Annotated in this window: 25 protein-coding genes; 11 read left to right on the forward strand and 14 right to left on the reverse strand. The window is 53.9% G+C overall.

The window, feature by feature from the left end:
- Positions 1-99: 99 nt before the first annotated feature.
- Positions 100-1,050 (forward strand): DUF808 domain-containing protein, encoded by a 951-nt coding sequence (locus tag NF683_RS11210; protein ID WP_089039025.1) that lies wholly within the window; start codon positions 100-102, stop codon positions 1,048-1,050.
- A gap of 183 nt (positions 1,051-1,233) precedes the next feature.
- On the opposite strand, the gene cml is transcribed toward NF683_RS11210, so the two are convergent.
- Together cml and NF683_RS11220 are read right to left on the reverse strand one after the other, a co-directional pair.
- Positions 1,234-2,427, reverse strand: coding sequence for a CmlA/FloR family chloramphenicol efflux MFS transporter (cml, locus tag NF683_RS11215; protein WP_198361514.1), 1,194 nt, complete (start codon positions 2,425-2,427; stop codon positions 1,234-1,236).
- A gap of 257 nt (positions 2,428-2,684) precedes the next feature.
- A complete protein-coding gene (locus NF683_RS11220; protein WP_089039023.1) occupies positions 2,685-3,476 on the reverse strand; it encodes an AraC family transcriptional regulator in 792 nt (263 codons plus the stop codon).
- A gap of 107 nt (positions 3,477-3,583) precedes the next feature.
- On the opposite strand from NF683_RS11220, the gene NF683_RS11225 reads away from it, so the two are divergent.
- Both NF683_RS11225 and NF683_RS11230 read left to right on the forward strand, forming a co-directional pair.
- Entirely contained in the window at positions 3,584-4,393 is an 810-nt protein-coding gene (locus tag NF683_RS11225) for a sulfite exporter TauE/SafE family protein (protein ID WP_089039022.1), read from the forward strand.
- 214 nt (positions 4,394-4,607) lie between these two features.
- On the forward strand, positions 4,608-5,237 hold the full coding sequence (locus NF683_RS11230) for a virulence RhuM family protein (protein ID WP_253920018.1): 630 nt from the start codon (positions 4,608-4,610) through the stop codon (positions 5,235-5,237).
- Positions 5,238-5,472: 235 nt separating this feature from the next.
- Here NF683_RS11230 and NF683_RS11235 read toward each other — a convergent pair whose 3' ends face one another.
- Positions 5,473-5,769, reverse strand: coding sequence for a DUF1330 domain-containing protein (locus tag NF683_RS11235; protein ID WP_089039021.1), 297 nt, complete (start codon positions 5,767-5,769; stop codon positions 5,473-5,475).
- Between the two features lie 223 nt (positions 5,770-5,992).
- Here NF683_RS11235 and NF683_RS11240 point away from each other — a divergent pair, with 223 nt between their 5' ends.
- From NF683_RS11240 to NF683_RS11250, 3 genes are all read left to right on the forward strand, one after another.
- Positions 5,993-7,192 carry a multidrug effflux MFS transporter gene (locus NF683_RS11240; protein ID WP_253920019.1) on the forward strand — a complete coding sequence of 400 codons (1,200 nt, stop codon included), beginning with the start codon at positions 5,993-5,995 and terminating at the stop codon, positions 7,190-7,192.
- Between the two features lie 239 nt (positions 7,193-7,431).
- Positions 7,432-9,558 carry a TonB-dependent siderophore receptor gene (locus tag NF683_RS11245; RefSeq protein WP_253920020.1) on the forward strand — a complete coding sequence of 709 codons (2,127 nt, stop codon included), beginning with the start codon at positions 7,432-7,434 and terminating at the stop codon, positions 9,556-9,558.
- A 209-nt stretch (positions 9,559-9,767) separates the two neighbouring features.
- A complete protein-coding gene (locus NF683_RS11250) occupies positions 9,768-10,559 on the forward strand; it encodes a PhzF family phenazine biosynthesis protein (RefSeq protein ID WP_253920021.1) in 792 nt (263 codons plus the stop codon).
- Positions 10,560-10,585: 26 nt separating this feature from the next.
- Here the strand turns inward: NF683_RS11250 and NF683_RS11255 are convergent, their stop codons facing one another.
- Positions 10,586-11,767: an AAA family ATPase gene (locus NF683_RS11255; RefSeq protein WP_089039018.1), complete on the reverse strand. Its 1,182-nt coding sequence runs from the start codon at positions 11,765-11,767 to the stop codon at positions 10,586-10,588.
- 26 nt (positions 11,768-11,793) lie between these two features.
- The gene (locus tag NF683_RS11260; protein ID WP_193068219.1) at positions 11,794-12,429 is read right to left on the reverse strand and encodes a TetR/AcrR family transcriptional regulator; all 636 of its coding nucleotides are present in this window, start codon (positions 12,427-12,429) and stop codon (positions 11,794-11,796) included.
- A 180-nt stretch (positions 12,430-12,609) separates the two neighbouring features.
- Here NF683_RS11260 and NF683_RS11265 point away from each other — a divergent pair, with 180 nt between their 5' ends.
- Positions 12,610-14,115: an MFS transporter gene (locus NF683_RS11265; RefSeq protein WP_253920022.1), complete on the forward strand. Its 1,506-nt coding sequence runs from the start codon at positions 12,610-12,612 to the stop codon at positions 14,113-14,115.
- Positions 14,116-14,193: 78 nt separating this feature from the next.
- Here NF683_RS11265 and NF683_RS11270 read toward each other — a convergent pair whose 3' ends face one another.
- Entirely contained in the window at positions 14,194-14,721 is a 528-nt protein-coding gene (locus NF683_RS11270; RefSeq protein ID WP_253920023.1) for a hypothetical protein, read from the reverse strand.
- 51 nt (positions 14,722-14,772) lie between these two features.
- Complete coding sequence (locus NF683_RS11275) at positions 14,773-15,216, reverse strand: MerR family transcriptional regulator (protein ID WP_089039014.1); 444 nt, start codon at positions 15,214-15,216, stop codon at positions 14,773-14,775.
- A 73-nt stretch (positions 15,217-15,289) separates the two neighbouring features.
- Here NF683_RS11275 and NF683_RS11280 point away from each other — a divergent pair, with 73 nt between their 5' ends.
- Positions 15,290-16,318, forward strand: coding sequence for an SO_0444 family Cu/Zn efflux transporter (locus NF683_RS11280; protein ID WP_253920024.1), 1,029 nt, complete (start codon positions 15,290-15,292; stop codon positions 16,316-16,318).
- A gap of 51 nt (positions 16,319-16,369) precedes the next feature.
- Positions 16,370-17,125, forward strand: coding sequence for an ion transporter (locus NF683_RS11285; protein ID WP_275050918.1), 756 nt, complete (start codon positions 16,370-16,372; stop codon positions 17,123-17,125).
- A 96-nt stretch (positions 17,126-17,221) separates the two neighbouring features.
- Here NF683_RS11285 and NF683_RS21380 read toward each other — a convergent pair whose 3' ends face one another.
- Positions 17,222-17,359, reverse strand: coding sequence for a MerR family DNA-binding transcriptional regulator (locus NF683_RS21380; RefSeq protein ID WP_342760362.1), 138 nt, complete (start codon positions 17,357-17,359; stop codon positions 17,222-17,224).
- Between the two features lie 88 nt (positions 17,360-17,447).
- On the opposite strand from NF683_RS21380, the gene NF683_RS11290 reads away from it, so the two are divergent.
- The gene (locus NF683_RS11290) at positions 17,448-18,644 is read left to right on the forward strand and encodes an MFS transporter (RefSeq protein ID WP_253920025.1); all 1,197 of its coding nucleotides are present in this window, start codon (positions 17,448-17,450) and stop codon (positions 18,642-18,644) included.
- 209 nt (positions 18,645-18,853) lie between these two features.
- Here the strand turns inward: NF683_RS11290 and NF683_RS11295 are convergent, their stop codons facing one another.
- Together NF683_RS11295 and NF683_RS11300 are read right to left on the reverse strand one after the other, a co-directional pair.
- Positions 18,854-18,991 carry a RidA family protein gene (locus tag NF683_RS11295; protein ID WP_253920026.1) on the reverse strand — a complete coding sequence of 46 codons (138 nt, stop codon included), beginning with the start codon at positions 18,989-18,991 and terminating at the stop codon, positions 18,854-18,856.
- Positions 18,992-19,090: 99 nt separating this feature from the next.
- Entirely contained in the window at positions 19,091-19,483 is a 393-nt protein-coding gene (locus NF683_RS11300) for a RidA family protein (RefSeq protein ID WP_253920027.1), read from the reverse strand.
- 139 nt (positions 19,484-19,622) lie between these two features.
- On the opposite strand from NF683_RS11300, the gene NF683_RS11305 reads away from it, so the two are divergent.
- Entirely contained in the window at positions 19,623-20,561 is a 939-nt protein-coding gene (locus NF683_RS11305; RefSeq protein WP_253920028.1) for a LysR family transcriptional regulator, read from the forward strand.
- A gap of 44 nt (positions 20,562-20,605) precedes the next feature.
- Here the strand turns inward: NF683_RS11305 and NF683_RS11310 are convergent, their stop codons facing one another.
- The 4 genes from NF683_RS11310 to NF683_RS11325 all read right to left on the reverse strand — a co-directional run bounded on the left by NF683_RS11310 (position 20,606) and on the right by NF683_RS11325 (position 25,173).
- Positions 20,606-22,681, reverse strand: a complete 2,076-nt coding sequence (locus NF683_RS11310; protein WP_253920029.1) for an FUSC family protein — start codon at positions 22,679-22,681, stop codon at positions 20,606-20,608.
- Positions 22,682-22,684: 3 nt separating this feature from the next.
- The gene (locus NF683_RS11315) at positions 22,685-23,557 is read right to left on the reverse strand and encodes an efflux RND transporter periplasmic adaptor subunit (RefSeq protein ID WP_089039010.1); all 873 of its coding nucleotides are present in this window, start codon (positions 23,555-23,557) and stop codon (positions 22,685-22,687) included.
- The gene (locus NF683_RS11320; RefSeq protein ID WP_193068032.1) at positions 23,557-23,775 is read right to left on the reverse strand and encodes a DUF1656 domain-containing protein; all 219 of its coding nucleotides are present in this window, start codon (positions 23,773-23,775) and stop codon (positions 23,557-23,559) included. The genes NF683_RS11315 and NF683_RS11320 overlap by 1 nt, the downstream gene beginning before the upstream one ends.
- 231 nt (positions 23,776-24,006) lie before the next feature.
- Complete coding sequence (locus NF683_RS11325) at positions 24,007-25,173, reverse strand: MFS transporter (protein ID WP_253920030.1); 1,167 nt, start codon at positions 25,171-25,173, stop codon at positions 24,007-24,009.
- Positions 25,174-25,302: the final 129 nt, after the last annotated feature.

Here is a 25,302-nt window from a genome sequence, read left to right on the forward strand (position 1 = left end):
CTATAGCAAGTGAATGCCTTTGCCTCAAAGCACTTTGAAGGTAACTCACCCGCTGTATGCTTTACTATCTGCACCTGTTATTCACGGAGGGAAACATCCATGGCCATAGGCGGCTTGATAGGATTACTGGATGACATTGCCGCATTGGCGAAGTTGACCGCAGCATCACTGGATGATGTGAGTGCCGCCGCTGGGCGTGCAACGGCGAAGGCGGCCGGGGTGGTGGTCGATGATACGGCGGTGACGCCGCAATATTTGCAGGGGGTGACAGCGGAGCGTGAGCTGGCGATTGTGAAGCAGATCGCGCTGGGGTCGATCCGCAATAAGCTGATTTTTATCCTGCCGGTGGCGCTGCTGCTGAATTACTTTCTGCCCGCGCTATTGCCGATCATCCTGATGGTGGGCGGCACTTACCTAGCCTTTGAAGGCGCGGAGAAGGTCTGGCATAAGCTATCCGGTCAGCATGACGACGAAAAACCAGCGGTAGAGAAGGGGCCGGAAGCCGAGAAAAAGATCGTGAGTGGTGCCGTTCGCACCGACCTGATTCTGTCTGCTGAAATCATGGTAATCGCGCTTGCCACGGTCTCCCATCAGGGATTCTGGTCACAGATGGCGAGCCTGGTGGTGGTGGCGTTTGTTATCACGCTGCTGGTGTATGGCGTGGTGGCGCTGTTGGTCAAGATGGATGATATCGGCCTGAAACTTGCCCAGCGGAATAATTCGGGAATTCAGGCCTTGGGCCGTGGGCTGGTGACGGCCATGCCCAAGGTGCTAGCGACCATCTCGGCCGTGGGCACCGTCGCCATGCTCTGGGTAGGTGGGCATATTCTGATGGCCAATCTGGGTGCCGATGGAACGGGTTGGTTCAACGCGCCCTATGCGTGGGTACACCATGTCGAGCACGGCATTGCCGAGGCAACCGGTGCCTTGGGCGGTTTGCTGGGCTGGAGTTTCAATACGCTGTGTTCTGCGGTGATTGGCTTGCTGGTAGGCTCAGTAGTGGTGGGTGTGTTGCACCTTATGCCGACTAAAAAGGTACACGCCGACTAGGTGCTCACCATCATGATTGGCACGCTCGAAGTAACACTCGAAGTGAGAAAGCTAGTGGCGGTGATGGTGGGCGAGCTAACGGCTCAGGCCATTCATTTTGGAACGAATGGCCTGAAAAGATAAGCAGTACTTCAGAGAGAATTACCGCAAACCTGCATTGGCGTTAGGGCTGATTGAATCAACCTACCTCTGCTGTTTATATCGCGCTAGTCCTATAAGCATAGCGAGTGTCATCGCTGCCATGCCGCCAGTATAGGCGATAAGTGGCCAAGCGCTGCTTCCATCAAGTGCTATCACTGCCCCTGTGCCTATCACACCGACGATAAGGCTCTGAACGCAGAAGTGCAGGGCAACAGCAGTACCTGCCATCTCGCTGAATTCATGAAGCGCACCATTGGCTGTCACCGATGTTGTGAACACGATACCGACCGCAACCAGCCACATGGGTGACACGAAAGACCAGATGCTGGGTGTCAGGAAGATCTCGCCCACCCCAAGCAAGATCGCACTGAAAAGTAGCATTAGCATGCCACGAGCCACGCAGCCCGGGATTCCCCAGCGTGCCACGAAGCGCTTGGCGAAGCGTGTTGTGGCAATCATCACGATAGCTACCGTGGCGAAGGCAACGCTAAAACCCATTTCGGATAAGCCAGTTCCTTCGATGAGTACCCGAGGCGCACTAGAGAAAAACACAAAAAACGAGCCCATCGCAGTGCCAAAAGCCAGCGTATAAACCCAGAAGCAAGGGCTCTTAAGCACTAAGCTAAAATCGGCTCTGCTGGAGTGTTCTCTGCTTTTTCGTGTCTCATGCCATTTTGGTAATACGAAGGGGAGTGCTATGAGTGCTGAGATACAGAGAGCAAGAAATATGGCTTCCCAGCCGAAATATCTCGTAATTGTGGCTCCTGCAATGGGGCCGAGCGCGGGAACGAAAGCCAACATCGCGTTCATTAAGCTATAGATAACTGCGCTCTCGGGAGTATCCGCATAAACGTCGCGCACCGTTGCGAAAACGGCCACTAGCATCGCAGCTGCCCCAGCAGCCTGTACTAGTCGTAGTAAAACGAAAAGCCAAGCTGACGTGGTAACCGCGAGTGCCAATGAAGTTACCGCGAATACTAATACCCCACTAATCAGAATCGGGCGCCGACCCAAGCGGTCTGAAAGCGGCCCGAAAATAATTTGACCGACGCCAAGCATAATCATGTAGAGAGTAAGCGTTAGCTGAACTACCTCGGGCGTTGTGCCGAGAATCGCTGGCATGGCGGGCACAATCGGCAGGTAAATGTCCATGCCGAGCGACGCGAGAATATTGAAGGGAGCCAGCAGAACCAGCGCTACCGGCAGGCTGTAAGTCCACAGCCGAGGATGTTTAATAGGCACGATAAAATCTCCGCGCAAACAAGATGATTTGGCGGCGGCCTACATGTAAGGAAGTGGTTTAAGCAGGCGGCCGCAACAACGAGAAAACAAAGTTGCTGCGGCTTAGTGGTCTGACTTTTTTGAATCCATATATCGGTACTTCATGACTGGCTTAACGACATTAACAGCTTAACAGGAATAAGCAGCGCAGGGCTATTTCATCCTTGAGCCGAATAAAAAGCCTATTCGGCTCAATTTGTGATCCGAATATATCATTTTAAGGCGCCGTCCTCTTTTAACGCCTCCCGGACGAAAGCGCTGGGAGATTGGCCGAGCACCTTGCGAAACATGCTGGAGAAAGCGGCCGGGCTGTCGTAGCCGAGTTCCAGCGCGGTTTGGGTAACGGAACTGCCGGAGAGCAGCCTGGGAATAGCCGCCATCAGGCAGGCCTGTTGGCGCCATACGCCAAAGGAGAGCCCGGTCTGCTGACGGAATAGGCGATTGAAAGTGCGCTGACTGCAATGTAACTGCCGGGCCCATTCATCAGGCAGCGTGTGAATGTTTGGCTGGCCGAGAAATGCTCTGCACAGGTTGGCGAGTGGAATATCGTGGGGCAGGGGCGCAAACAGCGGCAAGGCCTGAGCCTGCTCCAGTTCGTATAGAAGTAGTTGCGCCAGGGCACCATCGCGGCCGTTTTCGTCATAGCGCGCGGGGATGTGGGCGGAAGCCAGCAGTAGGTGGTGCAGGAGAGGCGTTACGACCAGCACCTCGCAGTTGGGCGAAGCGCGTGGCGCGACGTGGGGCTCGATATACAGGCTTCGGGTGCTCACTCCATTCATACGCACCTGATGGCGCTTGCCCGCAGGCAGCCAGACGCCGCTGTAGGGTGGCACCATCCAGGTGCCGTCATCCGTATTGACTTCCATCACGCCGCTCATGCCATAGAGAAACTGGGCACGCCGATGGGTATGAAAATCGAGGAGGGTGCCGGGGCGGTAATCAGTACCGATGGCCACTATGGGCCGTGCCACATGATCCACATCTGAAAGAGGCGTATTGAGCATTAGCGTGAACCTGGCTGAAACGCGTTGATGGTTGTCCGAATGACGAATGTCGGCCAATCCTCGCCAGCATATAGTGCCTGCTGTTTCGTTTCATCAGGAGAGTGCCGGTGTATAGCGTATTGCTTCTTTGTGGCGGGTTGGCCGGAGTGACCACCGTGTTGTTCGGTTTCGGCGGTGGGTTTGTGGTGGTTCCTTTGCTGTATACCCTGCTGATGGCCGTCCATGGGCTGGATAGTGGCATCGGTCAGGCGGCTATGCATATCGCGGTGGCTACCTCGACGGCGTTGATGGTCTTTGCTGCTTCACTGTCTACATGGCGTCACCATCAACTGCAGACTGTGCCGTGGCATCTGGTGCGTCCGTTGGTGGGCTATATCGCCATTGGGGCTGTGCTGGGCGCGGCGGCGGCCGTGTTGTTAAGTGGCGAGTGGGTGCGCTGGGCATTTATAGGCTATTTGGCCCTCACGATTATGGATGCCGTGCTGCGGCCCGGTTTTCTGCATCAAGCGGAGAGCGAGGTGCGCCCTATGGGGCGTGGGGTAACGGCGATGACAGGGACATTGATTGGCGCGGTGGCCGCCTTGCTGGGTGTTGGCGGCAGTGTGATGACCGTACCGCTCATGCGCCGTAGAGGCGCGAGCATGACGGCAGCCACCGCCATGGCCAACCCGTTATCGTTGCCCATGGCGGTAAGTGGCACCGCGACGTATGTGTTGCTGTCGGCAAATCACCCCGCGCTGGGGGACTGGTATGCCGGTTATGTGGATCTGCGCGCCTTGCTGGTACTCGCAGTGGGCTCATGGCTCGGCATCCGACTGGCATCGACTTGGATCGGGCGTATCCCTGAGCGTATTCATGCCAGGGTATACCTGCTACTGCTGACCATGGTGCTGGTGGTGATGATTTTTGTGAGTTGAAACGCCCAGATTTACTTGGCAGAATCATGGCGATATTTTGCTGTATAAATAAACAGCTTTTGTGGTAAGTTTTACTTAATCTCTGATTGTGGGCGCGCTTGAATCTCTCTTTTAGTATGGAAAGGTGACTACTGCCGTATTGAGTGCTGCTTGCTTGGGAGGTGCTTGTTTTAAAGACATAAAGCGTTTGATGTAAACCAGGGAGGCAGCACTCATGAATGATCAGCAAATACAGATATTCACCAGCGAAGATGGACAATCACACCTCGAGGTAACGCTGGAACAAGAGACCGTTTGGTTAAGCCAGGCGCAGATGTGTGAATTATTTGGGCGCGAGCGTTCTGTCATTACGAAGCACATTCGCAATGTTTTTAAAGAAGGGGAGTTAGAGCGAAATTCAGTATGTGCAAAATTTGCACATACTGCTGAAGATGGCAAATCTTATCAGGTTGATCACTTCAATCTTGATGTCATTATTTCAGTTGGCTACCGCGTTAAATCTCCGCGTGGCGTACAGTTTCGCAAGTGGGCTACAGATGTTCTCAAACGATATTTGATTCAAGGCTATACCTTAAACCAGCGCCGCCTAACCGAGCGTGGCATTGAGTTTGAGCAGGCGGTGAGTTTGCTAAGCCGAACCCTGACCAATCAAGGCTTGGTATCAACTGAAGGTGAAGCAGTTGCCCGTGTGATTAGCGATTACGCTCGTTCCTGGAGCTTGCTACAGGGCTACGATGAGCAGCAGTTGGCGGAAGTGGGCATCAAACAGCCGGGTATGCAGCCTTTAGGATTGGAAGAGGCACTTCAGGCCATCGGTGAGTTGAAGCAGACCCTCACCCTCTAGCCGATGGCAACAAACGCTGCGGCTCGTTTCTATTCTTGTGGTACCTGCGCCGCAACGCCGCGTTGCTGGCAAAGCCAGTAGAGCAACTGATTAATGACAATACCCTAGTGGCCCTGGCCCTATTGGTGGCAGAAAGCCTACCGGATCAGAAAACGCTGATGATTCGACTGATCGAACATTTCATCTTGTTGCGATAGCTGTACCCCTCGCTGGCGACCCGCAGGGGCTTTGACCATTAAGCCTCTGCTATTCCATCCACTAGAAAAACGCGATAGTCGGCACCTTGGAAACGGTGTTTGCGGGCTTCCTGATAGGCGGGGCTTTCGTACCAGGCGCGGGCGGCGGCCATGTCGGGGAAGCGTAGAATCACCGCACCTTCCATGGCGCTTCCTTCTAGCACCTCAAAATCACCATAAAAGGCGAGCGGCTGTGGGTCGTGGCCTTCGCGGGCGGCTTTGGCCTTTTCGCTGTAGCGCTTCATTTCTTCGTTGTCGTGAGTGTGTTCACGGGTTAGTACGATGTAGGCGGGCATTCGGCTCTCCTCGTTGGTATTAAATGCGCTATGCAATCATACCTGTTGTTGCTTGGGCGCTGTCCACTTACTCTCATAGCCTTACTCTCAAACCCCAGCTCTCAAAACCTTGCTCCCAAAGCCCCATTAGCAAACCACCTACCTATTCGATTGCCTTGATAGCAACTGTCGGTATCATATTGTGGGTGTTGTCTATCATTACGCCCCTTTACCGCGAGCTTCTATGACCCAATCTAAAACGCCGTTCATTGTGGTGCTGAGCTTGGCATTGACCATGATGCTGGGCCCGTTTTCCATGGATACGTACCTGCCGGCTTTTCCGGTTATTGGCGAATCGCTGGGAGTTTCTCAGCAGGCGGTGTCGCTGAGCGTTTCAGTGTATGTCTTCGCGATGGCGTTTGGTCAGTTAATCGGCGGTGCGCTTTCAGACCGCTTCGGGCGCCAGCGGGTGTTGATGAGCGGCCTGGCGATTTTTGCGCTCTCAAGCATTGTCATTGGTATGGCGGATTCTTTGAACACGCTGCTCGTCGGGCGAGCTGTTCAGGCCCTTGGCGCTGGCTTTACTCTGGTATCTGTGCCGGCGTTGGTGCGCGACCGGGTGGCGGGCCGCGATGCCGCGAAACTGTTTTCGATGATGGGCTTTATCATGGTGCTGGCGCCTGGCATTGCGCCGAGCGTGGGCAGTGCGATTCTGGCGTTGGGTTCCTGGCACTATATCTTTTTCGCCTTGGCGGTATACGCGGTGCTGCTGGTACCGTTGTTGGTGCGGGTGCTTTTTACCGGTACGGGTAAGGTGTCTCGAGCGAAAAGCCCTAAGATGAGCCTGCTGGCGCGTTACAAACTGGTACTGTCGACAAAGCCAGCCCTGCCGTTCATCGTTTGGCAGGCTGCCTCATTTTCTACTCTGATGATGTTTATCACCTATGCATCATTTATCTATCAGGGGCATTTCGGCCAGTCGCCTTCAAGCTTTTCGATGCTGTTTGCGGCGAATATCGTCGCGATGCTTATCTTCAATATTCTCAATCGCGTGTTGCTTTCCAGGCTATCGTCACTGCGTATCCTGCAGCTGGCAACGGGCTGTCAGGGTGTTGGCATACTGTTGTTGGTGATGGCGGCTTTTATGGAGTGGCCGCTGTACGCTTTCTTGCCCGCCATGATGCTGACCATCGGTGCGGTAGGGGCGATCTCGCCGAATATTCAGGCCTGCTTTTTGGAGTACTTTCCCACCAGTGGCGGGACGGCCGCAGCGCTTCTGGGTGCGGCCCAGTTCGGTGTTGCCGGGCTGCTGAGCGCACTGTCTGCCATGTTGCCGCATACGCTTGAAGCGGTCATCCTGGCCATGGCCGCCTGTGGCTCGGTAGCGTACCTGATGCTTGCCCGCTCTATCATCAAAGGGCGTGCCGCTGTCGAGGAAAACTGAGCCAGAAGGTACGTACGCACTTGCCAAAAGCCCCGTGTTGTCCAAAACATGGGGCTTTTTTATTTCGTGAACATGTGTTGCTGGCGGGTTGTCAATATGGCCAACTTTTAAAATAAATGATTATGATTGGTATTAGCACTATTGACTCCGTGCTATCCCCTTTGGATACTCTCCCGGCCTTTCAAAAGAAAACCACGAAGCGAGCAGGGTAGGTTTATGTATTTCAAGGGGTCTTCAACATGATTGATAGCCGTAGCACAGCCCGGCGCAACGCAAATTGGTTACGGTGGCAGCAGGCCACTACCGCCATTCTGTGCGGCACGACGCTGGTGACTATTCCCATGATCGGGAATGCGCAGGAGACAGGCGAAGGCGTTGACGATAATGAGGGCTATCGCCTTGCTCCTATTATCGTCAACGCCCAGGCCTACGCTGATGATGATGCCAATTCGATAGTGGCTCAGGAGCTATGGGTCGGCGGTAAGGTGGCTACCAGTATCCTCGATACCCCCGCCTCCGTGTCGGTCGTCACTGAGAAGGAGATCGAGCAGCGTAACGCTTCTACTACCGAGGAAGTGCTGCAATATACGCCAGGCGTTCTCACCGATTATTACGGCACTGATGACCGTAACGACTACTTTAAAATTCGCGGATTTCAGGCGACCACCTACCGTGATGGACTGACGCTAGGCTCAATGCGCGGTGTGCGTGAGGAACCCTATGCCTACGAGCGCGTTGAGGTGTTGCGTGGCGCCAACTCCACCCTGTTTGGCCCGGCGGATCCGGGCGGTTCGGTCAACTTCGTGAGCAAACGGCCACGCTTTGAGCGTTTTGGAGAGGGCTATCTCTCCTACGGTTCATTTGATGCAAAAGAGGCCGGTGTTGATGTGGGGGACACGCTGAACGCTGACGAGACAGTGGCCTACCGTTTTACCGGCACCATCCGGGACAGCGATCGCGAATACGATCACTCCAAAGATAACAATGGTTTCCTGATGGGAGGCCTGACTTGGGAGCCGACGGCGTACACCTCGGCAAGCGTTATCTTCGATTACCTGAAGCGTGACGACACCCCTAATAGCGGCGGTTATCCGCTTGATCGGGAGTACGACCGCAGCGAGTTCTTTGGCGAGCCCGGCTTTAACTATCATGACGTCGAGCGTACCAGTCTCACCGGGCAATTCACTCACGATTTCAACAACGGGCTGACGCTGCGGGGGAATCTACGCTACAGTGACCTGACCGACGACTTCGGTTACGTTTATATCACCGACTCTGCGGCGCGCGTTGGCAGCGTGGTGGATCGTGACTACTTTGGTACCGACAATGAAGCCCAGGAGTTGATCGGCAACGCTATCCTGCAATATGACGCCCGCTTTGATCAGGTCGATAGCAGCACGCTCGTGGGTATCGAGTATCGTGATGCCTCAACCGAAGACCGTTCGTTTTACGGCGATGCGACCTCCATTGATATCGCAAATCCCGTCTTTAGCGGTGCCCCAAGTAGCCTGAACGTCTATAGCCGCAACAAGCAGGACTTCACCACCGAGTCGGTTTTCCTGACACAGAATTTGTCCTTCTATGACCGCTTCATCGTGACAGCGGGCGTGCGCAACGACTCAATGGATGTCTCAAGTACCAACATGGAGGGCGTTACCGATTCCGATGATTTCTCGGAGACCTCATTCCGTGGTGCTCTGACCTATCGCGTCACCGACGAAATTTCTACCTATGTCAGCATGGTGGAGTCGGTCGCACCGCCCACGATTGGCGTCGATCCCGAGCGGGGCGAGCAGTACGAAATTGGTGCGAAATATTCTCCCTTTGGTACGAATGCGCTGTTTTCGGCGGCCATCTATGACCTGACCAGGGATGACGTCACCATCTCGGTTGTACAGGACAATGGCGTTATTGAGCGGGAAACTGTAGGTGAGTCCCGCGTACGGGGGCTTGATTTGGAAGCCAAGGCTGAGTTGACCGATAGCTTTAGCGTGGCCGGTGGTTACTCCTATATGGAGTCGGAAGTGGTACGCGACAGCAACGCCTCCAGAGAAGGTAACGAGTTCACTGCGGCACCTAAACATACGGCGTCGCTGTGGGGCTACTATACCTTGCCACGCCAGGATATGAGTGTTGGCCTCGGCGCCCGTTATGTTGGCTCCTACTACTTTGATACTGCCAATACGTCAAAGAGCAGTGCAGCAACGCTCTTCGACGCGGCCTTCAGCTACCAGCTCACCAAAGACGCCGACCTAGCCGTTAATGTCAGCAACTTGCTCGACGAGCAACACGTGGTTGGTTCAAGCACGGCTGATTACTATAATCCGGGGCGTGAAATCAGCGCGAAAGTGAGCTATCGCTGGTGATATAATTTCGTCTATATCCCAGCAATCGCAAAATGCCCCGACTTGGTTCGGGGCGTTTTGGTATCAGGCCAGTTCCCTGTGTGGCATAGAGTTCGAGCAGCTGTGACATCTGCTGAGTCTCACTCCGCCAATCAAGGCTTGGTATTATCGTGGGCAGGCTTTAATGCGATCTCTTAAATGACCCCTAATGTTAGAAAAGGCTGGCTGTAATGAATATTGATCTTTACCAGGTAGATGCGTTTGCCGCTAAACCGTTTGAAGGTAACCCTGCGGCGGTTTGCCCGCTAGAAACGTGGTTGGATGATACGTTGTTGCAGGCAATCGCCATGGAGAACAACCTCTCTGAAACCGCCTTCTTTGTGCCGACCGAGTCTGGCTATCACCTGCGCTGGTTTACCCCTTCTGTAGAAGTAGATTTGTGTGGTCATGCCACGCTGGCGGCGGCGTGGGTGATTTTTAATGCGCTGGGCGATAGCGCTGAAACACTGCAGTTCGAGACCCGCAGTGGGCAGCTTTTAGTGCAGCGTGACGGCGACGAGCTGGCGATGGATTTTCCCGCAAAGGTAGTCGAACCCTTGGCGATGGAAGCTGAGGTAAAGGCAGCGCTAGGGATTAACGAGATCGAAGAGCTGCTGATATCTGACGATATCGTGGTGGTGGTTAACGATGCGCAGTTGATTGAATCGCTAACGCCGGATATGCAGCAATTGAAGCACCTCCCAGGGCGCGGCATTGTCGTTACCGCGAAAGGCAGCGATGTAGACTTTGTCTCCCGTTGGTTCGGCCCCAAAGTCGGTGTGGAAGAAGACCCCGTTACTGGCTCGGCGCATACCTCGCTTGCGCCTTACTGGGCGAAAAAACTGGGTAAACGGCAGCTTACTGCACGCCAGGGTGGAGCCCGCAAAGGTGCGCTGAGCTGCGAGATAGAAGGCGACCGCGTGATTATCAAAGGCCGCGTTGCGCCTTACTTGAAAGGGGTGATTACGCTGCCCAGCTGCTAGGCCGCTTACCGCGCCGTTTCTCTTGTTTAATCCATCCAATGCCAGGGTGGTTCGTCCAACCATCCCTGGCCGAGGATAACGGTCTCGCCAAACTCTTTATTCAGAGCAATCGCGTTACAGGCAGCCTCTTTTTCCAAAGTGGCCACCAAGCGTGGCGCGTGGGAGACCACCCACACTTGGGTTTCCTGCGATGCGCGAATAATCAGGCGTCCTAGGGCAGGCAGCAGATCCGGATGCAAGCTGGTTTCCGGTTCGTTTAACACTAATAGGGAGGGCGGACGAGGGGTAAGCAGTGCCGCCACCAGCAGTAGATAGCGAAGCGTTCCGTCGGATAATTCCGACTGGTTTAAGGGGCGTAGTAGCCCATCCTGAAGAAATTGTAATAGGAAGCGGTTACCGGCGTCGGCTGCAAAATTGATGGTTGCACCGGGAAAGGCGTCTTCAATCGCCTCGTACAACGCTTCTCTGTCGCCAATCTCGTGGATGGTTCGTAATGCGGCCACTAGGCTGTGGCCATCGTGATCCAGCACCGGGGTGCGGGTACCAATCTGTGGTGTGCGGATAATAGATTGCGAATCGGTTCGGAACTGATCATAGAAGCGCCAACTACGAATGGCTTGCCGGACCGCATGAACCTCAGGTACGGCGATCGGGTCACTGATTTCGTTCAAAATGCTTTCGTAGCTATTGAGATGGGCGTCGTAAACCTGCCATTTGCGGCCAACACGCACTTTCACCACTGATCCGACTCGGTCGATCAGGCAACTGCTGGGGCGGCAGACGTCGCCAGCCCAGATACACTCGCGCTTTATCTCGGGGTCGAACTGGAACATGGAAGGGTCCCCGTAGCCAGCAAACCCCTGCGGCGCGGGCATTCCCAGTGAAATGGCGTAACCAAAGTCTTCACCCACAAAACCCAGCCTAAGGCGGGGATTGTTTCTCTTGGCGGAGCCTTCAATGGGCGCAGTGCCATCTTTCATGCTTTTGGTGAGTTTTTCCGGGCCAGCCCAAAAGGTGTAATCAAGCCCGCCTTCCTGGGCAATCGATGAGATCAAATTGCCTTTAGCCGTCTCTGCCAGTAGCCGCAGCGATTTATACAGGTTGGATTTTCCACATCCGTTGGGCCCGGTAACCACATTGAGACCTGTTAGGGGAGAGACAACGTTTTTCAGACTGCGATAGTTGGATACGGCAAAGGCGTTAATCATAGGTGCTGAGATCCGCGATAAAAAGTTTACCTGGCTGTCTTTTCCGGAGGGGGCAGCATACGCAGACAAGCATCTGCCACTTGGTGTGCAAAGCGTGCACGGTCGTTAGCCTTGGCTGCAATGATATCGTCTGTAGCGCCATGCACCCCTGAATAAATAACCAGAGCCACTACCCTTGGTTGCTCCACTCGCCAGGTGCCCGCCAATTGTCCACCTTCAATGATGTCTAGCAGTTGATCAAGAAGGGCGTTCCTGGCTTGGTTAGAACGATCATGATGGTGATGGTTGGTGTAGACGATGTCGTGCGTTCGGTATGTTTGTGCATACACGTCGACGCTGACTTCAATCCATGTTCTCAATCGCTGCAGCCAATCGTGGTCTGGGCAGGCGTCCAGGGCTTTCTGGAGGCGCGCTAGAAAGTCAGCCGTGTACCGTTCACCCAAAGCAACCAGCATGTCGTTCTTGGATGAGAAGTAGTGATAGAACGTGCCTTTGGCAACTTGGGCTTCCTTAACAATTTCGTTGATTGTTGTGGCTTCAACGCCTTTGGCCAGGAAGAGCTTTTCGGCGGCAGTCATCAGCTCATTTAGGCGAATTTCAGCCGGTTTGGTTCTTGGCGCTTTAGCTGCCTGCGGCGTTGGCTTCGTTGTCTTATGATCCATTATGTCGATTTTTAACTCTTGGTTGGCTTCAACATCCCTTAGAAAATACGGCCTAGTTTAGGCGAGCTAAGGCTCAGAGCATAGGCGATCGATACAGCATAATGTATTGACCGACGGTCGGTCGGTTTGTATGCTTAAGCAAAGAGCACGCAATTTTCTATCTCACCGTAAGGAACTGTCATGCAGCCTTCTCGCCGCTACGGCGCATTGTGCGCTGTTTGTCTTGGAAGCTTTATTGCCACACTTGATATCAGCATCGTCAACGTGGCACTCCCTACCATGCAGACGGCATTACGCACCGATATCGTAGGGCTGCAGTGGGTAGTCAACGCTTATGCGATCTGTCTATCTGGGTTCATGCTGTCTGCGGGTCCAATAGCGGATAGGTATGGTCAAAAGCGCGCTTGGCTCAGTGGTGTCGTCCTGTTCACACTGGGCTCGGCAGTGTGCGGTTGGGCACCGTCATTGCCCGTGTTGCTGGTGGGTAGGGCCATCCAGGGAACTGCAGGTGCTTTCCTGATCTGTGGTGCTATGCCTATTCTTACCTCTGCTTTTCCCGACCCAAAGGAGCGTTCGCACGTAATCGGTGCTTGGTCAGCCTCCAACGCCTTGGCGCTAATCCTGGGGCCGTTATGCGGGGGGCTATTGCTGCATCATTTTGGCTGGCAGAGCATTTTTTTGATTAATCTTCCTCTGGGTATATTGGTCGTGGTGCTAGGCATGTACGGCATTACCGAGCGTAAGTATCCCGAACACGCTGCACGTGATCCGTTGGGCCAAGTTCTCAGTGTGGTAGCCCTGGGCGCATTGGCGTTTGGCATGATTGAGGCAGGGGGAAATATCAAAATGGGGGGCATTGCATTGATGGTCGCCGCGATCAGCTTTTCACTGTTCGCGGTGGTAGAAAGTCGAGTAGAACGGCCTTTACTGCCGATAGCACTACTGCAGGGGCGCACTTTCTTAGTGGTGAATTTTGCCTCGTTCATATTGGGATTCTCTTACTACAGTAGCCTGTTCTTTTTCTCGATTTTTCTCCAGCAGATTCAGCATTGGTCGCCTGTTGAGGCTGGCTGGCGCATGATGCCGCAATTTGTCATGACGCTGTGCGTTTCTCTGTTATTCGGAAGATTAAATAAGCTGATTCCCCTGCGGCGGTTAACGGCAGTAGGATACGGCTTCGCTGGGCTTGCTTTGCTATTAATGGCAACGGCCACGGCACAAACACCTTACTGGATTGTGGGGGGATGGTTTGCGTTACTGGGTGTCGGGGTGGGGCTTGCCGTTCCTGCCACGAGTATTGCCGTGATGAGCCTAGCACCGGCCGAACTATCGGGAGCCGCCTCTGCAACAATGAATGCACTCCGCCAAGCTGGCATGACAATTGGTATTGCGCTGCTTGGTACACTAATGAGTGAACGGGCAATTGATGTTTTTGCCTCTGCCGTAGCTGAGAGAGGAGTTGAGCAAGGAGTGGGTAGTGTGGAACAGATTGCGCGTGAGGCTATTACTCAGCACGTATTCCCCAACACCTCAATCGCTCTTCAAGACCTTTTTACCCGCGCGATGGAAAGTGGTTTTCATTTGGCAATGTTGTTGGCAGGGCTAGCCTGTTTTGGCGTACTAAGCTTGCTGCTCATGGGTAATATTCATGCAGGCCAGCGATATAGCCCTAGTTCCAGTCCATAGATGACACTGTAACTTCCTCTAGGCGTGTTAATCGCTGTCTCAAGGTGGAAACTACTCTGTCAGGCCGTACGCTACCCGCTAATGGGAATTAGCAGGGTGGTCGGCAGGGATAAAGGTTGCAGTCTCTACTTCTGGAAGTAGCTGCTTGTTTTCCAGAGTTGCCAAGGCAATCTTGTAGCAATCCTCGATATGTCTGTTGCCCATGTACTTCATGGCAGTAAAGCTAATACTGCCCGCCACAGCGCTGCCAATAAAGGGAACAAACTTAGAAACACCTTTGGCAGCAACTTTAACGCCCATCTTGTTCAGTAGCGTTATGATTAACGTCTTGGTGATGTATTTTCCGGCTAACTTGCTTCCCGTATTGGAAATGGCGGTCATCACAAAAAGCTTGGTTTCAGTATCTAGGCTTTCGATTTGTTCAGGCGATAAACCAAACTGGGCATTAATTTTGGGAATTATGCGCATCAAGATGGCCACGTCTGAGCCGATATCCAGCCCAGGTATGGGAATAATGGCGGTACCTGCCGAGATCCCAGCGCTTTTGGTCACCATCGAATAGCATGACTTTTTAATAGCGTCGAGTTGTTCCCTTGTCTCAATCATGCGGTGTTCCTTTGTTACGATACTGAACTGCGATATTGCAGCGGGCAGTCTTTACGCCGTCACTTCTCCGCATCCCCGCTCGGTGCAGGTGGGTTGGTGGTCATACAGCGTTTGAATGATCTGACAGTTAGCCGCCTTGCCGCCTCGGCATTGATGCACCACTTGGCGCAGTTCCCCCGCCAGTGCTTGTAAGGCAGCGATGCGTTCTTCTAAGTGCTCTAGATGACGGCTGGCAATATTATCGGCGGCGGTGCAGTCGGTGTCGGGGTTGTCGGAAAGTGCTAACAACTCCTGAATGCTGTGCAGATCTAACCCCAGGCTACGGCCATGGCGAATAAAGCCAATGCGTTCTAATGCCGCCTGATCATAAGACCGGTAGCCTTGCTCTCCCCGCTGTGGCGGTGCCAGTAATCCCAGCTTTTCATAATGGCGAATGCTTTCCGGCGAGCATCCGGTTCGGCTAGCAACTTCACCGATACGATAGTAGCGTTTCATTGGCTTGACCCTGTAACGATTACAGGGTTTAGGCTAGTCGTTATTCTCTTGACTAACAAGCAGGTAACCGACGATGAGTTTGATCAATGAGTTGTTGAGTATTGCGTTAAGCGCCGCGCCTTGGCTGCTGCTGGGGCTGGTAATTGCGGGATTAATTAAGGCCTTAATGCCAGAACATCTATTACAGCGTTGGATGGGGGGGCGTGGGCTGGGCAGCATTTTACGCGCAGCGGTGATTGGTATGCCGTTGCCACTGTGTTCCTGCGGAGCGATTCCCACCGCGCTGGCGTTGCATCGGGGTGGGGCGGGCCGTGGGCCAACCACGTCTTTCCTGATTAGCACACCTGGCGTTGGGGTGGATTCAATGCTCATCACCAGTGTGCTGTTAGGCCCCTTAATGGCGCTGGCGCGAGTGTTGGGAGCCTTGGTAACGGCGATAGTGACGGGCATTTTAGTGGGCTTTACCGGCCAAGCAGCGCTGCCGAAAAGCACCCCTGTTAGCAGCTGCTGTGCATCAAAAGGAGCTGATGATGGCCATGCTCACGCACATGCCACTGAGTCGACAGGGGTGATCGCAGGGTTAAAGTATGCCTTTAGCGATTTATTGGATGACATTAGTAGTTGGATGTTTGCCGGTTTATTGCTGGCGGGGGTGCTGGTTACCTTTGTGCCGCCGGAAACCCTGGTAGGTTTTTCGGGTGGCTTGTTGGCGCTAATCCTTATGGCAGTCATCGGTATTCCTTTATATATCTGCGCTACCGCAGCCACACCGGTAGCCGCTGGCTTGCTATTGGCAGGCATTTCACCGGGGATGGCGTTAGTTTTCCTACTGGCTGGCCCTGTGACGAGCCTAGCCACCCTGGCTATTCTGCGGCGTGAGTTTGGAAACCAAGCGTTAGCGGTTTATCTCGTCAGCATTCTTCTGGTGACGGTGCTGATTGGCTGGGTGTTTGATCAAGGGCTGGCGATGACAGGTTGGGATCCGGTTCAGCAGGCGAACCAAGTTCAGGAGCTGCTACCTGCATCTGTCGAGTGGTTGGCTTTAGGCGCATTGGTACTGTTCTCTATTCGTCCTATGCGTAAGCGGTTGTTGGGGTTTTAGGGGTATAGTGGTCGCTTCCAAGCTAAAATTTACTCATAAGCCCTGCTAAGCATGAAAATATCAAAAGCCGCGCTCTATCGGGAGTTGGCACCAGAAGTCCGTTTACAGTTAGGGCTGTCGGTAACCAATAAAGTCATTTGTGTACTGATTCTATTGGCAGCGCTGACAGCAATTCTGGAGACGGAACCAACGCTGCGGATGCTTCTACCGTATCTTTTCCCTACGTTGGAAGCTGTGTTTGTAGTGATCTTTATTGTGGAGTATTTGCTGCGGCTGTATGCCATTGGTGAAGATCCCCGTTATCGCGGCTGGAAAGGGCGGTTACGCTATGTATTTTCATTCTGGGCTTTGGTCGATTTATTAGCGATCTTGCCGTATTTTCTGGGATTTATTGCTCAGAACAATGCGTTCTTACTGAGGCTGTTGCGCTTAGCGCGCATGCTGCGGCTAGCTAGACTAGGCAGGTTTAGCCAAGCATGGACCGCGCTGGCAGAAGCGCTGCAGTCTCGTTCTCACGAACTATGGTTAAGCGCAGGCGTGGCTGGGTTATTGTTGCTGTTTTCATCCTGCTGCCTTTATGTGGTGGAGGCAGCAGTTCAGCCTGAAGCGTTTGGTAGCGTGCCCCGAGCGCTTTGGTGGAGTATCGCTACGCTGACGACGGTAGGTTATGGCGACGTCACGCCAGTAACTGCGGTAGGGAAATTCTTTGCGGGGTTAACGGCCGTTGCAGGTATCGGCATTATCGCCATGCCCACTGGCATTTTAGCGGCGGCGTTTAGCGATGCATTTCAGAAGAAACAGAAATAAGGAAACAGTAAAGTTAAGCGCCCTGATATCTCCTGGGTTATGAAATGTGTATTGATGAAGAGACAGGCCGCCATAGACAATACACATCCTACCTGACTACGAAGCTTCAATTCTCCAGCTTGTTATTAGTCCTTCAGCGGCGTAGTCATAAATCGTCGATACCTTAAGTCCGCTCCTTTTCGCCACCTCGCCCACACTCAATGCCCTTTCCCCAGAGTCTATGCGCTGATCCATTATTTCTCTTGACCTCAAGTTAACCTGAGGTTTTACAGTAAGCGCCGATTCTTATTTAGCAATGGACGATAAAGGGTGGGCAGTGGGTATGCGCAATAGCAATTCGAGATCAATACCGTTGGTAAGAACGATCCTGCTGATCATTCTTATTGGGCTCAACCTGCGGCCATCCATGGCAGCTATTGGGCCGCTGGTTGAGGCAATCCGTCACGATGTAAGCCTTTCATTTACACAGCTGTCGCTTTTAACCACGTTACCGGTATTAGCGATGGGGCTGGGGTGTTTTGCTAGCGCATTGCTCGCAAAGCGGATCGGCTTTAACAGCGTGATTACTCTGGCGCTTGTGTCGATTGCTTTATCGGATGCGTTGCATTGGTTTGACTTCGGGTATGCAGGTTTATGGACAGCTGCACTGGGCGCCGGCATTGGCATAGCGTTTATCCAGGCCGCACTTCCTGCGGTGATAAAACAGGCAGCAGGCGAGAAAACCCCAATGGTGATGGGGTTCTATATTGCCTCCATTATGGGGGGCGCGGCGCTTGCCTCTGCCATTACCCCTGTAGTGAGTGACTATTTTGGCTGGCAGAGCGCCTTGGCGTTATGGGGACTTTTAGCACTTGCGGGGCTCGTTGGCTGGGTGATGCGCAGGAAAGTACTGCCAGCCCCTAGTCAAAACAACAGCGTTAGCATCGCTTTTTCAGCGATGGCGCGGCAGCCTCGATTTTGGTCGTTGGCGATTTTCTTTGGTTTAGGCACGGCGGGTTATACCTGCCTTCTTGCTTGGATTCCGCCCACCTTTATCCATTTAGGTTGGTCTGAAACGCAAGCGGGGCTGGCGCTTAGTTGGCTAACGGCCATCGAGGTGATGGCTGGCCTAACGTTTCCGATACTGGCTCAACAAATGAAAGACCGTCGCCCGGTGTTATTGCTGGTTCTTCTGTTGTCGGTGGCGGGCTTTTTGCTTCTTGGGCTAATGCCTAAAACCATGGCTTGGTTGGCAACCGCGCTGCTGGGGTTAGGAATAGGTGGCCTTTTTCCGTTAAGTTTGATCATCACTATGGATCACTCAGACGACCCCGTGCTAGCTGGCCAACTGACTGCTTGGGTACAGGGCATCGGCTATCTCATTGCGTCTTTAGCACCTATCGCGGCGGGGTTGATAAAAGACTTGCTGGGAGGATTTGAGCAGGCATGGCTGATGCTTGGGGTGATTTTTATTGGACTGATAGTGATGAGCCTCCGTTTTGATCAATCTAAAGCGTCCCAGCAGCTACGCTTTAGTTAGGGCAAGGAGATTCTCGACAATCTCAATGGAAAAGATAAAACGCTAGTGCCCTCGGTTCGTTGGCACTCAGTTTAATCCAACCACTGCCAGGGTGGTTCGTCCAGCCATCCTTGACCCAACATAATCGTTTCACCAAAGTCTTTATTCGGAGCGATAGAGTTGCAAGCCTCGTCGCTTTCCAGAGTTGCTACTAAACGTGGTGCGATCATTTAGTTGTTTAAGGCGTATCCTGGCAGTACCGCCTCGGCCTCGAAAGCGATCAGCCATTCCGGCTCGGCAAGGCCGTGCACTATCAACCAAGTGGCCGCTGGTGGCGCGGTGGGAAAGCGGTGTTTTAGTGCCTCCATCAAGTCCTCGCGACATTCTGCGCTTCCAGGAGTCTATCGAGGCCGCCACTAGAAGCGTCGCTACGTAGCAGCGCATAGTCCTATGAGAAGTATTCCTGCTTATTCAGGTAATTTTGCAATGACTTTGATTTCAAAATCGAAACCCGCCAGCCATGTCACACCAACCGCCGTCCAGTTCGGGTAGGGTTTCTCGGGGAACGCGCGCGTCTTGGCTTCCATTACCGTGGCAAACTGAGTTTCCGGATCAGTATGGAAGCTTGTCACATCAACGATGTCCTCGAAGCTTGCGCCCGCTGCTTCCAGTACTCTCTGTAGGTTGTCGAAAGCAAGCTGCACCTGGGCGGCAAAATCTGGCTCGGGAGAGCCGTCTTCACGACTGCCGACTTGGCCCGACACAAACAGAAAGTCGCCAGAACGAACGGCGGCGGAATAGGTGTTTTGGTCATAAAGCGCTTGGCGGCCGGAGGGGAAAATAACGTCACGCTTAGCCATGTGAATCTCCATCAGTAGGTCGAAACCGACCCGTTGTTTACGATGAAGTCACTTTAAGCCCCCATCTTGGGTGGATAAACGGCGAATTCTGTTCAACATTATTTGTAATTTTCAAACAATCACGGGGGATGGTATAGCCATGGATCGCTTTAACGCCATGCAGGCATTTGCCCGAGTAGTGGAAACGGGCAGCTTTACCAAGGCAGCCGAGACGCTCCACATGAGCAAGACCAGCGTGACGCAACTGGTGCAACAGCTAGAGGCGCGCCTGCGTGTAAAGCTGCTCAACCGCACCACACGTAAGGTTAACGTTACGGCTGACGGTGCCGCCTATTACGAGCGCGTTATAAAGCTATTAGCTGATATGGATGATGCTGAAACCAGCCTGTCCAACGCTTCGGTGTTGCCTCGCGGTCGATTAAGGGTGGACGTGCCCAGCCCTTTCGCGCGCATGATCTTGATTCCAGCGTTGCCTGCTTTCCACGCTCAATATCCCGATATTCAAATCGATATGGGGGCGAGTGATCGCATGGTGGATCTGATAGGTGAAAGCGTGGACTGTGTGGTGCGCGGCGGAGAACTCACGGATTTATCATTAGTGGCGCGCCGCGTAGGCGACCTTCAGATCGGCGTTTACGCAGCGCCGAGCTATCTGAAAAGTGCTGGTTTGCCTTTACACCCGCAAGAACTCTCTGCTCCGCCTCACTACATTGTAGGGCTCCGATGGGCCCGTGCCGGAGTGGATTCACCCTACGCCATGTACCGCAACGGGGAGCGCGTCACCGTACAAGGGCGCTATGTGATTTCGGTCGACGACGGTAATGCCGGTCTTGCGGCAGGCCTAGCAGGGCTCGGCGTAGTGTGGCTTCCTGACTACATGGCCAGGGAACACGTATCTCGCGGGGAGCTGGTTCGCCTATTTGATGGTTGGTATCTTGATCCAATGCCGATGTACGTCGCTTTCCCACCGAATCGGCATGTAAGCGCCAAGCTGCGCGTGTTTATCGATTGGGTCGTGGAGTTGATGGCTCAGCATGCGCCCATGATTGATCGACGGGAACAACAGCGATACAAGTAGCTAGTTCACTCGCGCTTTACCCTGGTAATTCCATGAGCGGACACTTATTTTTTTAGCACGGGAGCGCTCGTGGCTTTATGCATAGACTTAATCTTTGGCCGCTCCGCCATAATGCGCGCAAGACGCTCTAAGGCCAGTTCGAGTCGTTCAACCAAGCCTTTCATGAGCACGAGACGGTCGGCGGGAATGTCACCGTAGGTCTCAATCGCCGCTTCCAACTGCTGACCGGCTTCGCGAATGCCTTGGGGCGGCCGTCCGTTGGCACTCTCTGCAAAACCGTTGGCCAGCGTCTGCAGCAGGTCTTGGTGCGTTCGGCGGATTAACGGATGCGGCGCATCGTCGAGACGGTCACGCAGGCGTAACATCGCGGTGCCCAAATCGAGCCCTGTCAGGCCTAAAATAAACAGGTGGCGTTGGTCCTCAGGGAGCATGTCGTCGTGCTGAGCGAGCTGCAGTAGTCGGTCGGCCATATGGCCGCTGAAGCGGGTTTCAGCATCTCGAATCGAACGTCGGCGTAGCCCATCGATATCCTGGGAAATTGCCTTAATCAGACGCCGCCTCCTAAGTCGTGCACCTGGCCCTGGCAGTAGGCGAAAAGCCATAACGACGCAGGTTAGCCCAATCACCACGGCCACCACCCGGTTGGCGAAGCTGTCGAAAGTGAAATCCATGCCGTTGCCAGGCATGGTCAGCAGAATGTTGAAAATAGCAAAGGCTAAACAGTACCCCATGGTGGCCGGGTTCGTGGCTCCCAGTAAGCCTAAAAATAGTGGCGTGCCAAACAGCATCGCTAGCATCGGAAAACCATTGGCTTGGGAGAGCAGTACATGGCCGAACAGAAAGGCGCTGGGAATCGCCGCCAACATGCCTTTGTAAAACATCATCGTGATAGCGACTGGGTTTTCGCGGCTGGCGAAGAAGGCTGAGAACAACGTGCCCAGCATCATAGCGATCATGGCACTATTCCAAGCGGTAACAATCCAGAAGGTTGCCAGTAGCGCAAACAATAATCCCGAGCGTATGGCGTTAATAGTGGCGGCAAGGTGGTCACGGTGCCAGGCTAGCGGCGATGAGCGTAGTTTATGGCGCCCCGGTGAAGCAATTGCCTCGCGGGCGTCGAGCATCACCAGCGCATGGCCAATCGATTCGCGAAGTCCCAAGCGAAGGCGCTGGTCGAGCGGGGCGATGCTGTTCTCCTGGTCACTTTCATGAACCTGATGGCGTAGCACCTGGAGTGCTTTTCTTGCTTTAGCGACCCCCTTGACGTGTTCTGCCTCACGAAAGCCCTGAGCGACCCGGCATGCAAGCTCGATACTTTGTGGGTCGAGCCGATCGGCGTGGTCGTACATCAGTTGATGAAGTGCTTGGAGGTTGGCGAAAAAGCGCAGCGTACGCCGCGTTAGCACGTGGGTGGCGCGTACTCGGCCGGGGCCGACAGGGCCCTCAAAACGGGCCGCTTGGCTATCGGTTTCCAGTAGTGTTAATGGCGCTAGGCTACTCCGCAGAGCTTTCTGCATCGCTGGAATATCGTTGCTGGCTTCCAAACGCAGGGCGGCATGCTCGAAGGCTTCGTTGATGACGCTGTCGGCCTGGGTGGCAAGGTGCGTGCCCACATGGGATGGCCAGAGTAGCGAGCTGACCAGCATCGCGCAGACTGCACCTAGCCCCAGTTCGGAAAGCCGGGCCACGGCGATATCGAAAATACCCGCTGGTGTGCTGCCGCTGGAAATCACCACAATCAGCATCGCAGTGACGGCAGCCATCAGGCAGCCGTAAGTGTAGTTGTTACGCCACAGTGAACCGACATACGTGCACAGCATAATCCAGGCCGTCAATACGATCAGCGCGGGTATGCGCGCTTGGACAAACAGCGCCATTATCACGATACCTGCAACGGCACCGATAAAAGTGCCGCTAAGCTGGCAGATGCCTTTTTCGATCACCATGCCGCTCATCGGTCGAACCTGGAGAAAAGCAGCCGACATTAGCGCCCAGTAAGGTCTTTCCAGGTCGAACCAGAGAGCCACATAGAGTGCCAGCATCATTGCCAAGGTGGTTTTGATAGCGAACTTAACCGCCGTGGCATTGGGCGTCAGGTAGGTATTAACAAACGGCGACATGAATCACTCAGGCTGTTCGGCAGCGTGGACGCGTACCGTTGCTGTCATGCCGACGCTAAGCAGCGTGTCGTCAGGGACGTTATCTAACGAAATGCGCACTGGGATACGCTGTGCCAAGCGCACCCAGTTAAACGTTGGCGCCACCTGCGGTAGCAGTTGCTGGTTAAGGGTGGTGTTGCTATCGGCAATGCCTCGGCCAATACCCGCCACCCGGCCATCCAGATGGGGGGCGCCGTTCATTAGAATGATCTCGACCGGGTCGCCTACGTTGATCGACGCCATTTTGGTCTCTTCGAAATAGCCCACCACGTAATAAGAGTTGGCGGCGATCAGTGCCATTACCGAGGTGCCGCGATTTACGTAGTTACCCGCCACAAATTGCACGTTAAGCACATGGCCGCTGACCGGCGCGGTTACTTGTGTTCGTTCTAGATCAAGCTGGGCACTGATGAGGTCGGCCTGGGATTGATTGAGATCAGCGGCAGCAATACGTGAGTTGATTTGGGCAACCTGCTGGTCTTCTGCACTAATCGCACGACTGCTACGCAGTTGGTTCCGCCGGCTCTCTTCCGCGCGGCTGAGTTCGAGCGTTGCTTGACGGTGTTCAACCGTGGCCTGGGCTCTGTCGACTGCCGTTTGATAACGGGTGTCATCAATCTCAAACAGTACGTCGCCCTGGGTAACGTAATCGGTATCGGTGACATTGAGCGTATGCACCCAACCCGATACATCAGGCGCAATCGTAACGACCTCTGCATGAATACGAGCGTCGCGGGTCCAGGGAGTATAAAGATAGTAACGCCATAGCCAAGTACCGGCGGCAATAGCAAGTGCGACAATAACCAGAGTAAGTAGCAGCCGGAGCGAATGGCGCATCAAGAACCCCCGAGCAGGATAGTAAATACACAGGTAATGCCAGCCGTAAGGATGACGAAGAGCGACAGGTCGAACCACGCTGCGTACCACAACGTATGCTGCCCCAGCACCCAGTGAAGCAGCGTGCGGGTCACCAACGTGACAATGAAGCCCAAAAGGGCATAGATCAGCAGTGGGCTAAGAAGGATGCCACCGACAGCGATTTCCTGAAGACCCATAATATCCTTGAATAGCTGGAGAACAATAAGAGAAACAATATGAGTACGTTAACTCTCGGAGGGTCAGTTGTTTTGCGACCACTTCTGACGCTGCCAATAACCAGCAGTATAGAAAGCGTAAGCTAATCTTGCTTTATTGCAATACGCGCTGTTCAGGTGTTAAGCATGAGGCCGATCTATGCACAACCGCCAAGCGGCACTCTTCATGCCACTTGGCGTGCACGAACTGAGCTAGTGCTTCGTGCGCATGACGATGATTAGCTGGGTTGCCGCACCTACCGCGGCGACAATCCCCGCCCCCATCGCTAGTGTCGAAACGGGAAGCTGGAGGGCCAATATAATGCCTCCGCTGGCAGCGCCTATCGCACTGCCTAAATAGAGCGCTGATTCATTGAGGGCAACCGCCAGGTTACCGTCGCCGTAGGGTTGGCGCGTACGAATCAGCTCGTTGTTTTGTGGCACTTGCAGCGCCCAGCCCACAGCACCCCAAAGCGCAATAGGCAGTAACGTCAGCAGTGGGTGAACCGACGCCGTGACAGGAAGAGCAATGAGCGCTAGAGAGAGCAGCAACATAATTGCCAGGGTAATCACAGGGCCGATAAATCTGTCCACCAGAGGCCCAATCAGAAAACTGCCCACGACGCCGCCAATCCCCCATACCCATAAATAGCCGGTAATCGACTGAACAGCGCCTGACTCGGTAGCCGCCATAAAAGGGGCGATAAAGGTATACATACCCAAACTGGCAACGGCGCCCAATAAAGAAACTGCCAGAATGGCCATGGCATGCGGGGCTTTCAAAATAGCCAGTTTGCGGGCAAGCGGCAGTGACGGCATGGAGGGGAGTGCAGGCAGTTTGGCGTGAAGCCCAGCATAGGCGATGATGCCGAGTACTGAAATAAGCCACATCGCTGACGCCCAGCCAAAACGTTCCGCCAGCAATAGACAGATCGGTACACCCAATACAGTACCACTCGCCATGCCGCCCATAATAATCGCAATGGCTTTGCCTCGATTTACTTCGGGTGTGATAGCAGCAGAGGCGGCAATGCCCATCGCAAGATAAACCCCTGCGCCAACGCCAGCGACCGCACGCCATATTGCCAGGGATATAAAACTGGTGGCCAGGGCGCTGGCGATATTGGCCACAATAAACACGGCTAGCGCCAGTAATAAGCCCACGCGTTGATGATGACCGGGCAGAAGGGCAACAACGACAGGCGAGCCTAAGCCATAGGCTAAGGTAAATGCCGTGACTAGCTGAGCAGCCGTGGCAGCAGAGACACTAAAGGCATCTCCAATGAGTGGAATGAGCCCTGCCGTTACATAAGAGGCCATCCCAAGCGCAAAAGCACCCAGTGCCACTAGATATACCGATAGACGAGATTGGTCAGCCATCACGCTCTCCATGTTAATTAAGGATCGAAAAATCACCGGGCGTTCTGCCAGCGAAGGGCTATTCTGGAGAGGCTTTAAGAGGGGTACAATTTAACTGTTTATGCTATTACTAAAAGTACTAAGCTATTA

Source organism: Halomonas sp. MS1 (genome assembly GCF_024182575.1).
Classification (GTDB): Bacteria; Pseudomonadota; Gammaproteobacteria; order Pseudomonadales; family Halomonadaceae; genus Vreelandella.